General features: G+C 38.7%; 8 protein-coding genes. 6 read left to right on the top strand and 2 right to left on the bottom strand.

Annotation, left to right across the window (positions count from 1 at the left end; translation table 11 throughout):
* Positions 1–61 precede the first annotated feature (61 nt).
* Positions 62–3,184, bottom strand: a complete 3,123-nt coding sequence (locus BT127_RS06905; RefSeq protein ID WP_075424299.1) for a leucine-rich repeat protein — start codon at positions 3,182–3,184, stop codon at positions 62–64.
* A gap of 625 nt (positions 3,185–3,809) precedes the next feature.
* Between BT127_RS06905 and BT127_RS06900 the strand changes: the two genes are divergently transcribed.
* From BT127_RS06900 to BT127_RS06885, 4 genes are all read left to right on the top strand, one after another.
* Positions 3,810–4,850 carry a dockerin type I repeat-containing protein gene (locus tag BT127_RS06900; RefSeq protein WP_075424298.1) on the top strand — a complete coding sequence of 347 codons (1,041 nt, stop codon included), beginning with the start codon at positions 3,810–3,812 and terminating at the stop codon, positions 4,848–4,850.
* 22 nt (positions 4,851–4,872) lie between these two features.
* Entirely contained in the window at positions 4,873–5,913 is a 1,041-nt protein-coding gene (locus tag BT127_RS06895; protein ID WP_075424297.1) for a dockerin type I repeat-containing protein, read from the top strand.
* A gap of 22 nt (positions 5,914–5,935) precedes the next feature.
* The gene (locus BT127_RS06890) at positions 5,936–6,988 is read left to right on the top strand and encodes a dockerin type I repeat-containing protein (protein ID WP_075424296.1); all 1,053 of its coding nucleotides are present in this window, start codon (positions 5,936–5,938) and stop codon (positions 6,986–6,988) included.
* A 160-nt stretch (positions 6,989–7,148) separates the two neighbouring features.
* Positions 7,149–7,586 carry an RrF2 family transcriptional regulator gene (locus BT127_RS06885; protein WP_075424295.1) on the top strand — a complete coding sequence of 146 codons (438 nt, stop codon included), beginning with the start codon at positions 7,149–7,151 and terminating at the stop codon, positions 7,584–7,586.
* 46 nt (positions 7,587–7,632) lie between these two features.
* On the opposite strand, the gene cysK is transcribed toward BT127_RS06885, so the two are convergent.
* On the bottom strand, positions 7,633–8,559 hold the full coding sequence (gene cysK / locus BT127_RS06880; RefSeq protein WP_075424294.1) for a cysteine synthase A: 927 nt from the start codon (positions 8,557–8,559) through the stop codon (positions 7,633–7,635).
* A 274-nt stretch (positions 8,560–8,833) separates the two neighbouring features.
* Here cysK and BT127_RS06875 point away from each other — a divergent pair, with 274 nt between their 5' ends.
* Both BT127_RS06875 and BT127_RS06870 read left to right on the top strand, forming a co-directional pair.
* Positions 8,834–9,652, top strand: a complete 819-nt coding sequence (locus BT127_RS06875; protein WP_075424293.1) for a TrmH family RNA methyltransferase — start codon at positions 8,834–8,836, stop codon at positions 9,650–9,652.
* 63 nt (positions 9,653–9,715) lie between these two features.
* Entirely contained in the window at positions 9,716–11,407 is a 1,692-nt protein-coding gene (locus BT127_RS06870; RefSeq protein ID WP_075424292.1) for a DUF2130 domain-containing protein, read from the top strand.
* Positions 11,408–11,722: the final 315 nt, after the last annotated feature.

Raw genomic sequence — 11,722 nt, 5'->3', positions numbered from 1 at the left:
GCTGTTTTATGCAAAAAGCCGACTCTGATAACAGAGTCGGCTCTGATGTTAAATTGATACATTACTTGGTCTTAGCAAGCTTCTGTCTGATAGCGATCATGTCAAGTGAATTTACCTTACCGTCACTATTAACATCCATATTTCCGGGAACATAGTCCTCAATAGGCTTGTTGAACAGCCATGACTGAAGCTTAACAGCATCTGCAACAGAAATTACAGAGTTACCGTCAACATCTCCGGGAGTCTTTCTGGAGTTCTGACGAGCAGTGAGGTCAAAGTCCTTAACGTCACAGAAAGCAATACTGTTGTCAGTTGCATAAGTATGCGAGCTTGAACCGGGTTCACCTGCGATGAGGAATACAGGATCAACTGTATTTTTCTTATATCCGATTGCTCTTGTGCCTATAACAGGGCTTCCCGGGATTACTATTTCATAGAGCTTAGGATCATTTGCAAAGGCATTTGAATCTATCTTTTCAAGTTTTCTCTGATCATTGCTCTGGAGTGTAACTGTAGAAAGTATAGCGTTGTTTGCAAAAGCGTTTGAACCGATTGTTGAAGCATAAATAACTGCGTCTTCAAGAACGGGACAATTAGAGAATGCACTTGAACCGATTGTTGCAGCAGCTACATCAACAGACTTAAGATTCTGTGAACCATTGAAAGCGCTTGAACCAATAGTCTGAGCGTTTTCTGTCTTTACAGATGTAAATCCTGTGTTAGCAAATGAATTGTTTCCGATAGAAATAATATTTGAAAGATCAAGCTTATTAAGTGCAGAGCAGTTCTGGAAAGCATAATCAGGAATTATAGTTACATCTGAAAGCGTAACAGATTCAAGAGCAGTACAATCCTTGAACATGTTCTGAGTAAGAGCGCCAAGCGAAGCAGATTTTATAGAGCTACAACCTGTATACTGGCTTGTGCCTGTGAATGTAGTCTTAGCATCACAATGTGTAGTTGTAAGAGCGCTGCATCCATTGAATGCGTTTGCACCGATCTCCTTAGCGACTATAGTCTTCTTGCTGTCAGCGAGACTTGTTATCTTTGCAAGCTTTACATCCTTCTGGAATGCACCTGACTGGATATTAGTTGCATTTGTAGTTACAGAAGTGAGTTCAGGACAATTATTAAACATGTTCTGTGTTATTGAAGGACCTTCAAATACAGCACTTGCAAGAACAGGTGAGTTCTGGAAAATAGCACTTCCGATTGAGAATGTCTCTGCATTTTGTGACTTTATAGTTGCATCTTTAAGGTTAGGACAATCTGAGAATGCATTATTACCGATAACTACAGTACCGCCCTTCATGCCATCTATAGTAACCTTAGTTATACCACTCTTTTTGAAAGCACTTGCACCGATAGTAGAAATAGTTCCTGTAACTTCAGCCTTGAGGTTTGTACAATTTTCGAAGCAAGATGTACCATAGTCTTCAGCTGCTAAAGCAGAAGAGTCAGAAATGCTCTTGAGGTTAGTACAGTTATAGAAAGCCTTATCCTCTATGATCCTGAGTGCAGGAAGACTGAGCTTTTCAAGAGCAGTACAGCCTGAGAATGTCTCCTTACCGCTTATAGAGATCTTAGAGAGGTCTCCGTCCACAGTCTTAAGTTTTTCGCAGCCAGAGAAAAGTCCCTTAGGAAGCTGAGTATACTGACCAAGTGAAACAGTGATCTTTTCAGCATTCTTACAATTCTTGAATACATAGCTATTATCAGGTGAACCATACTCGTCTGCAAGAAGAGTGATAGCCTTAAGTGATGAGCAACCCTCAAGAGCGTAATTGCCTACTGTTGTACACTTGCCAACCTTAAATGTGATGAGACTTGAGCAGTTCTTGAAAGCTCCTTCGCCGATCTTTGTAACTTCAGGATATACTGCCTCGAGGAGATTTGTACAACCGTTGAACGCATCCTTATCGATAGCTGTTATATTTTCACCGTTATAAACTGTCTTGAGTGAAGTACAACCTGCGAATACAGATTCGGGAACACGTGTGATGGACTTAGGAAGATCGCATGAAACGAGTGACTTACAGTTCTGGAACATGCAATTACCAAAACCATAACCTGTATTTCCGCTATATGCAACCCAGTCCTTGATAGTATCAGGGAATCCCTTTACTTCCTTAAGACCTGTACAGCCGCTAAAGCATCCACCGCCGAGAGCTTCGAGAACATCGTTGAACTTGATTGTATCAAGAGCAGTACAATTTTCAAAACTGTTCTTGTCTGCGTATATTGTTTTCTTGCCAAACTGGAGTTCACGAAGATTTGTACAACCGCTGAATACATATTGCGCAAGAGTAACTATATTATCAGACATCTTTACAGACTTAATTGATGTACAATCCTTGAATGCTCTGTTATCGATCATTAGAGCTTCATAGTTCTTAGCTTCGCCGAATTCATTGAAAAACGGCTCACTAATAGGTGTTGCTTCAAATGAGCTAGCGCCAATTTTCCTGATCATTTCGGGATTAGAGAAATTTATCTCTGTGAGCTGAGTTTTCTGGCAGAAATTATCAGGAATTACAGGCAGTTCACAATTTACATTCAGAGTTTTAAGGCCACTGCTCTGGAAAGTACTTGCTCCGACGTATTTAACAGTAGAAGGGATTTCAAATTCAGTTATATAAGGACAATTTGCAAAAGCATTTCTGTCAATATATTCTATACCTGAAAGATCAATGCTCTTAAGATATGAGCCCTTAAAAGCACTATCAGCAATAAGTCTGACTTTCGAGTCGGTGATCTGCTTCTCAAGCTTATTGTTTTTTATGTAAGCCTTTGCATCGTCGCTTAGTGTAACAGCGTCAAATGTATAATCAAGTGTTGTAGACTTTGCTTTTGTAAGTCCGAGAACGTAATTAGTAGTCAGAATGACTTTTTTGTTGTTCGAATCTAAATTAGAAATATCTAATTTATAAATATCATAAACATTTCCGTCGGCTTCGGTAGTTGTTCCGTTCATCTTCTTGAACTCGTAAGTATAAACAGAAGTATCAGCATACTTGTTCTTATACTTGCCGGCGTAGATACCGACCTCAGGGTATATCTCGTCTGCTGCCATAGCAGTGAAAGATACTGCCGAGTTTGTAGTTGGACTTACAAATGTCTGTGATGCAGCTAAACCTCCTGCTACACACAGAATAGCCATAACTGATGCAATCAGTTTCTTCATTTTAATTCCATCCTTTCAAATCTGAAATTTTGATTGACCGCCATGAAAAATAAATGAAATTTTAACACAACCGATCAATATGTAAAAATTATAATATAAAGTACAGCTTGTACGCTGAACAATTATCCATATTATACCACGCTTTCGTAAAGTAATCAAGTCATTTAATGCGGATTCTTATACTATGCATAAATATGTTATAAGTTTTTTGTGCAAATAGTTTCTTTTTTATGACTAATTAAAGATTTATGCATGTTAAATGAGTTAATACTTGACATGCGGTGCAAAGTATAGTAAAATAAGTTGCAAGGATGAAAATCAGCATTTTGTATCTGCACATTTTTGAAATGAAGATCTTGATCCTTTAATGCGGTCATCTGTTTCAGCTTTTTCAACTGATCGGATATTCCGCATGCAATTGGGTGGATTCCTTTGAAAGGGAATACAAATCAGAATGAAGCTGCCAGGTGGTTTTCCATTACGGCAGCTTTTTACTTTAAAATGTAATTGCTTTTATGGTTGACAGTTTCCATTATTTGTGTTATTATATTTATATCTGCGTATATATTTTTTATATGTAGATATGATAAGTTCAGTTAACAATATGGATGAGGAGGATTTTTTCATGAAAGGAAAAAAAATTATAAGTGCAGCTGCTGCACTTGCAATGCTTCTTTCAGGCACATGTATCAATTCTTTTGCCGCTGAAGCAGACACTACAACAACAGGTGAAGAGACCGCTGAAACTGTTACCTACAGTGCAGATACAATTATCGGTGTTTGGGAAGGAACATATACAGGTTATTCAGGAAGCACAACGATTGAAAGATCTATTTCGTTAAATGTGGATCAGTGTGATGAAAATGGTGATTTCAGCGGTATTGCTATAGTTACATCTGAAGATTATGAAAGATATTATTTTTCGGGTACTTTTGATTTTAAAACAGGTGATTTTAAACTTAAAGGCAAAAAATGGATACTTGATAGCGGAAGTTGGAGTTTGAATGAATTTAAAGGATCGTATGACGTTGATAATAGTATAACAGGCATTGTTGGCGGAAATAATGACCGACCATTTGCTTTGAAGAAAACATCTGACAAAGCTGTAGATTATTCTGTAGATATTAGCGAAATAAGCCGCAATTGGTACGGAGAATATGATGGTCATAGTTCTGATAAAACTGTTGTAAGAAGAAATATTAAAGTTGCGATCACTGATCTTTCTGAGTCAGGTGATATAAAAGGAACTGTGATCATTTCACCTTCTGATAAAGCAGAGGCTCAATATGCATTAGACGGCAGTTATTATTTTTCCGGTACAATAGATGAAAAATCCGGAAAAATCTATTATAAGGGAACCGAATTCATTGAAAAACCCGATCCTAATTTTGAGTTTATTCCTTTTAACGGTATTTTAACAAACGGAGTTATTGATGGATATACAAAAAATGGAATCTGGAAAATGGAGAGCACAGATGTACTCAAAGGCGATCTCAACTTTGATAATCTGTTGACTGTAGCAGATCTTGTTGCGCTCCAGAAATATCTTCTGACTGAAAATGATTTCAACAAGAGCCTGTTCTACTATGCAGATATGAACGATGATGAGAAAGTTAACGCTTTTGACCTCATTCTTTTAAGACAGGCAGTAGCAAAGAGACCATAACATGTACAGGAGGAAAAGAATAATGAAAAAGAGAGTATTTTTAGGTGCAGTCACAGCAGCCGCAATGATGTTATCATGCGGAAGCTTCACAGCTTTTGCCGCAGAAGCAGACACTGCAACAACAAGTGAAGAGACTTCCGAAACCGCTTCCTACAGTGCAGAAACAATTATTGGTGTGTGGGAAGGTACATACATAGGTACTACAGGCAGCACGGAAGTTGAAAGAAAAATTTCATTCAGCGTAGATCAGTGTGATGAAAATGGAACATTCAGCGGAATAGCCATAGTTACATCTGAAAAAAATGAAAGGTATTATTTTTCGGGAACTTTTGATTTTGAAACGGGTGATTTCAATCTTAAGGGAACTAAATGGATATTTAATGATTCTAACTGGGGATTCGCTGGATTCGGAGGAAAATATGATACTGAACTCGAACAGATCGCAGGTCTTATAGACGGAGAAAGCGGAAGAGAATTCACTCTTAAGAAAACATCCGATAGCTTTATTGATTATTCTGTTGATTTGGGCAAAATGAGCCGTAACTGGTATGGAGAATACGATGGAACTGATGGTGATATTACAGTTAGAAGAAATATAAAGTTCTCGATTACTGATATAACAGATAATGGCGAAATAAAAGGAACAGGTATCATATCTCCTTCTGATAAAGCTGAGGCTCAGTATGCTGTTGACGGCAGCTATTACTTTAAAGGTGATATTGATGAAAAGTCGGGAAAAATATACATCAAAGGAAATGAATGGATAGATCGCCCGAGCAGTAACTTTAGTTTTGCCGTATTTAACGGTATTATAACGGATGGAACTATAGACGGTTATACCGAAGAAGGACTCTGGAAAATGGAGAGCACAGATGTACTCAAAGGCGATCTCAACTTTGATAATCTGTTGACTGTAGCAGATCTTGTTGCGCTCCAGAAATATCTCCTGACTGAAAATGATTTCAACAAGAGCCTGTTCTACTATGCAGATATGAACGATGATGAGAAAGTTAATGCTTTCGACCTCATTCTTTTGAGACAGGCAGTAGCAAAGAGACCGTAACATACACAGGAGGAAAAGAATAATGAAAAAGAGAGTTTTTTTAAGTGCAGTTACAGCAGCCGCAATGATGTTATCATGCGGAAGCTTCACAGCTTTTGCCGCAGAAGCAGACACTGCAACAACAAGTGAAGAGACTGCCGAAACTGCTTCCTACAGTGCAGAAACAATTATCGGTGTATGGGAAGGTTCATATGTTGGAAATACAGGTGGTTCTAATGATACCTTGGTTGAAAGAACTATTCTTTTCAGCGTAGATCAGTGTGACGAAAAAGGCACTTTTAGTGGTATAGCGAATATATCATCTTCTGAAAATGAGAGATATTTTTTTAAAGGTTCATTCGATTTTCAGACAGGAGGATTTAAACTAAAAGGAACCGATTGGATAATTAATGTAAATGGCTGGGGATTCTCTGAATTCAATGGAAACTATGATCCCGAAGAAAAAACGATAACAGGATTGCTTGCAGACAATAAAGAAAAAACATTTACAATCAAGAAGGCGTCAGATGAGTGCATTGATTATTCTATAGATATTTCAAAAGTTAGTCGCAACTGGTATGGAGAATATGACGGATATTGGGACGACGATATAGTCAGAAGAAATATAAAGTTCTCGATTACAGAAATAACTGATAACGGCGAAATAAAAGGAACCGGCATCATATCTCCTTCCGATAAAGCTGATGCTCAGTTTGCTGTTGACGGCAGCTATTACTTCAAAGGAAATATAGATGAAAAGTCTGGAAAAATATACATAAAAGGAAATGAATGGATTGAACGACCGAATAACTTTGATTTCGCCGTATTCAATGGTATTATAACAGATGGAACTATAGACGGTTATACTGAAAAGGGCATCTGGAAAATGGAGAGCACAGATGTACTCAAAGGCGATCTCAACTTTGATAATCTGTTGACTGTAGCAGATCTTGTTGCGCTCCAGAAATATCTCCTGAACAACAATGACTTCAACAAGAGCCTGTTCTATTATGCTGATATGAACGATGACGAGAAAGTTAATGCTTTCGACCTCATTCTTTTAAGACAGGCAGTAGCAAATAAACCAAATCCATAAAATCATGATATAGTTATATAAATTCGGGACTCTGTAAGCGATTATCTGCTGACAGAGTCCCGTTTTCTTTAAAAAATCGACTTTTTTCCAAGAAAAGACTTGAAAACATATTAAACCTATGGTATAATAGTATTATAACATCATTATAAGGAGAACAGCCATGAAGATCTCAACAAAAGGAAGATACGCTCTTCGTATGATAATCGACCTCGCCCTTCATCAGGATGACGGTTTCGTTTCACTTAAGGATATTGCAGAGCGTCAGGAAATATCAAAAAAATACCTGGAACAGATAGTGCCGATGCTGAATAAAAGCGGTATTCTGCGTACTAATCGCGGAAATAAAGGCGGATATGCGCTGGCAAAATCTCCCGAGCAGCTGAGTGTAGGTGATATACTCAGAGCAACAGAAGGAAGCCTTGCGCCTGTATCATGTCTTGACGATAATCCGAACACTTGCCCGAGACAGGAGAGCTGTTCTACATTATATATATGGGAAGGTCTCTTCAAAACAATAACAGATTATCTTGATAATATCACGATAAGTGAAATAGTTGAAAAGATATCCGAACAGAGCGGATTCGATTACTGCATATAAAACAATATATAAAAAAGGGACTGATGATTCAGTCCCTTTACTATTATTATTCAAACATAGGAGTTGACAGGTAACGCTCACCTGTATCAGGAAGAAGTGCTACGATAGTCTTACCCTTGTTCTCAGGACGCTTTGCAAGCTGTATAGCAGCCCATACTGCTGCACCTGACGAAATACCGACAAGAACGCCTTCGCTTCTTGCTATCGAACGGCCTGTATCGAATGCGTCTTCATTTTCAACAGTAATGATCTCGTCATATATCTCTGTATTGAGAGTATCAGGAACAAAGCCTGCACCGATTCCCTGTATCTTATGCGGACCTGCTTTGCCTTCAGAAAGAACAGGCGAGCTCTTAGGCTCTACAGCAACTATCTTTACATCAGGATTCTTGGATTTAAGGTATGCACCTACACCGCTGAGTGTACCGCCTGTACCAACGCCTGCAACGAAAATATCAACTTTTCCGTCAGTTGCATCCCAGATCTCGACGCCGGTAGTTTTCTGGTGGATAGCAGGGTTAGCAGGGTTTGTGAACTGAGAGGGGATAAAGCTGTCTGGAATTTCTTCAGCAAGCTCAGAAGCCTTAGCGATAGCACCCTTCATGCCCTTTGAGCCGTCGGTAAGAACGAGTTCTGCACCATATGCCTTCATCAGATTACGACGCTCAACGCTCATGGTCTCAGGCATTGTAATGATAAGACGGTATCCGCGTGAAGCTGCAACAGAAGCAAGTCCGATGCCTGTATTACCGCTTGTAGGTTCTATAATAACGCTTCCTTCTTTGAGAAGTCCCTTAGATTCTGCGTCATCGATCATAGCCTTGGCGATTCTGTCCTTTACACTGCCTGCGGGATTGAAATATTCTAATTTTGCGAGGATAGTAGCCTCGAGATCGTTGTTTTTCTCTGTATTTGTTAATTCGAGAATAGGTGTATTTCCAATGAGATCTGTTATATTCTTATAAATAGCCATAATAATTAACTCCTTTTGAAATATTTTTTAAATGATGTGAGCTTTTGTCAGAATTAGTGCCAACATCGTGAAGAATAAATAAACATAGTATACATCTCCTTGACTTATACATGATTTTTATACCCATATTTCCTATCTGTTTGATATGTATATATTATATCACCCAATTATCGGTTTGTCAATACCTTTTCTGAATATTTTTTCTTGATGATAGGTGATATATATGTTATAATATATTTATGCCAATTATATTTTGGAAAGACGGAGGATAATTATGCCTGAAATAAGAGAAATAAACGACATTAATGCACCTGAATTACAGTTCTTTTCATGTAACTCTGAGCCGCAGCTTCTGCACTGGTTTGAACCGCAGGAAGGAGTTTTTATAGCAGAGAGTCCGAAAGTAATTATCCGCGCACTTAACGCAGGTTATGAACCAATATCGCTGCTTATGGAGCGTGATGATATCAGCCGTGATAATGACGGACTGCTTGAACTGTGCGGAGACATACCTTTATATACAGGAGATACGGACACTATAGTAAGTCTTACGGGTTTCAAGCTTATCAGAGGAGCACTTTGCGTTTTCAGAAGGAAAAATTTTTCTTTCGTTGAGGAACTTTGCCGTAATAAAACCCGTATTGCTGTACTTGAAAACGTAGTTAATCCCACTAATATAGGAGCTATATTCAGATCTGCTGCAGCACTGAACATGGAAGCTGTGCTTCTTACAAAAGGATGTTGTGATCCTCTTTACAGACGTTCAACTCGTGTAAGTATGGGAACGGTTTTCCAGATCGAATGGACTTATCTTGATTCCGATACCGTTGATACCGATTTCTTTCACAGACTTGGTTTCAGAACAGCAGCAATGGCACTTCGTGAAGATTCGGTAAATATCAATGACAGGAATCTTATGTCCGAAGAAAAACTTGCTGTCATACTTGGCGCTGAAGGTGACGGACTTTCAAACGAGACGATAAATACAGCTGATTATACAGTATGCATACCAATGGCACATGGAGTTGATTCGCTTAACGTTGCAGCTGCGAGTGCGGTTGCCTTCTGGCAGCTCGGATTAAATAATGCTTGACATTTAGGACAGATTGTCCTATAATATACTATATAAATATATACCCATAAGGGAGGGAATCATATGAATGAGATAATATGTCCGCACTGTGGAAAATCTTTTGAACTTGATAATTCGGGTTACGCTGATATTATGAATCAGGTCCGCACTAAGGAATTTGACAAGGAAGTACACAAGCAGCTTGAAATGCTGGAAGAAAACCGCCGCAAGGAAGTTGAACTGAAATTAAGCGAAGCCAAGGCAGAAAAGGACGACGAAATAAATAAACTGAATATCGAATTGGCAAAGGCTAAAGCAGAGATCGGACAGAAAGAACTTGAATTTGATAATCAGGTACAGAAAGCTGTTGCAGAGAAGGAAAGCGAGATAGTAAAGCTTGAAGAGAAACTTAAGAATCTTGCTGAGTCAGCAGCTGCAAATCAGACAGCAGAAGTTGGAAAAGCGGTTTCCGAAAAAAATGATGAGATAAGCAAACTCAATATCGAACTTGCAAAAGCTAAAGCGGAGATTGAACAAAAAGAACTGGAATTTGATAATCAGGTACAGAAAGCTGTTGCAGAGAAGGAAAGCGAGATAGTAAAGCTTGAAGAAAAACTTAAAAATCTTGCGGAGTCTGCTGCTGCAAATCAGACTGCGGAAGTCGGTAAGGCTGTATCTGCAAAGAACGAAGAGATCAGCAGACTTAATATTGAGCTTGAACGTGCAAAAGCTGCAATAGACCAGAAGGATGCTGACAAAACCATAGCTGTTAATGACGCTTTAAATGCTGAAAGAAAGAAGTATGACAAACTGCTGTCTGATGCTGAAAGAGAACTCAGCAGCAAACGTGAAGAAATACTCCGCCTTAACATGGAGAAGGAAAATGCTGCAAATAAGAATGAGCTCGAACTGAAAACCGCTGTATCAGAGGTCGAAAACCGCCTTATTGCACAGAAAGCCGAATATGAGGCTAAGTTCAAACTTCAGCAGGAGAGTATCGACTATTATAAGGACTTGAAAACGAAAATGTCTACAAAAATGATAGGCGAAACGCTTGAACAGCACTGCGAGAACTCCTTTAATATGATCAGAGCCACTGCTTTCAGAAACGCTGAATTCGGTAAGGACAACGATGTAAAGGAAGGCAGCAAAGGCGACTACATATACCGCGAAAAGGACGAAAGCGGCAACGAACTTATATCCATTATGTTTGAAATGAAAAACGAAATGGATACAACAGCTACAAAGCACAAGAATGAGGACTTTTTCGCAAAGCTTGACAAGGACAGGAAAAACAAAAAGTGCGAGTACGCAGTCCTTGTTTCCATGCTTGAAGCTGACAGTGAGCTCTACAATCAGGGTATCGTGGATGTATCGTATGACTTTGAGAAAATGTATGTTATACGTCCGCAGTTTTTCATACCAATGATAACTGTACTTAGAAATGCAGCTCTGAATTCTATGGAGTATAAACGACTTCTTGCTGAAAAGATGAATCAGGAGATAGATATAACTCACTTTGAAGAGCGTATCGACAAATTCAAGACTGATTTTTCGAGAAATTATAATCTTGCAGGAAAGCAGTTCAACACAGCTATAGAAGAGATCGACAAGACTATAGATCATCTTAACAAGGTAAAGGATAATCTTCAGAAGTCCCTGAATAATCTGAGACTTGCAAATGATAAGGCACAGTCACAGCTCACAATCAAATCGCTGGCTAAGGACAATCCGACTATGATCAACATGTTTGATGAGCTTGATAATGAGGAATAACCTAAAAAGAGTACGGTATAGCTGTACTCTTTTTATTATAATTCAACAAATTACGCAAATAATCCTATAACAGGTATTTTCAGGCTTGACATCGCTGAAAAATGGTGCTATAATTTACATTATTAAAAAAGCTATCTGAAAGAGGGAAGTACGGTGAAAATCCGTCGCAGCGTTCACTACCGTGAGTGCGTATGCACGAGTCGGGTCGCTCGTCAGACAAAGCAGGTCAAAACGTTTTTGGAAACGAAAAGCGCAGCCGTATATTTTTATGTTCCGATGTTTTTACAGCGGAATAGCGCTTTTTTGTGTACAGCA

Origin of the sequence: Ruminococcus sp. XPD3002 (assembly GCA_900119535.1) — a bacterium.
GTDB lineage: Bacteria > Bacillota > Clostridia > Oscillospirales > Ruminococcaceae > Ruminococcus > Ruminococcus flavefaciens_H.
This window is presented reverse-complemented; position numbering and strand designations above follow the sequence as displayed.

Excerpts from the sequence above, each read along its gene's own strand:
- cysK (WP_075424294.1), bottom strand. The coding sequence starts at position 8,559 with ATGGCTATTTATAAGAATATAACAGATCTCATTGGAAATACACCTATT.
- BT127_RS06900 (WP_075424298.1), top strand. The coding sequence starts at position 3,810 with ATGAAAGGAAAAAAAATTATAAGTGCAGCTGCTGCACTTGCAATGCTT.
- BT127_RS06875 (WP_075424293.1), top strand. The coding sequence starts at position 8,834 with ATGCCTGAAATAAGAGAAATAAACGACATTAATGCACCTGAATTACAG.
- BT127_RS06905 (WP_075424299.1), bottom strand. The coding sequence starts at position 3,184 with ATGAAGAAACTGATTGCATCAGTTATGGCTATTCTGTGTGTAGCAGGA.
- BT127_RS06885 (WP_075424295.1), top strand. The coding sequence starts at position 7,149 with ATGAAGATCTCAACAAAAGGAAGATACGCTCTTCGTATGATAATCGAC.
- BT127_RS06890 (WP_075424296.1), top strand. The coding sequence starts at position 5,936 with ATGAAAAAGAGAGTTTTTTTAAGTGCAGTTACAGCAGCCGCAATGATG.
- BT127_RS06895 (WP_075424297.1), top strand. The coding sequence starts at position 4,873 with ATGAAAAAGAGAGTATTTTTAGGTGCAGTCACAGCAGCCGCAATGATG.
- BT127_RS06870 (WP_075424292.1), top strand. The coding sequence starts at position 9,716 with ATGAATGAGATAATATGTCCGCACTGTGGAAAATCTTTTGAACTTGAT.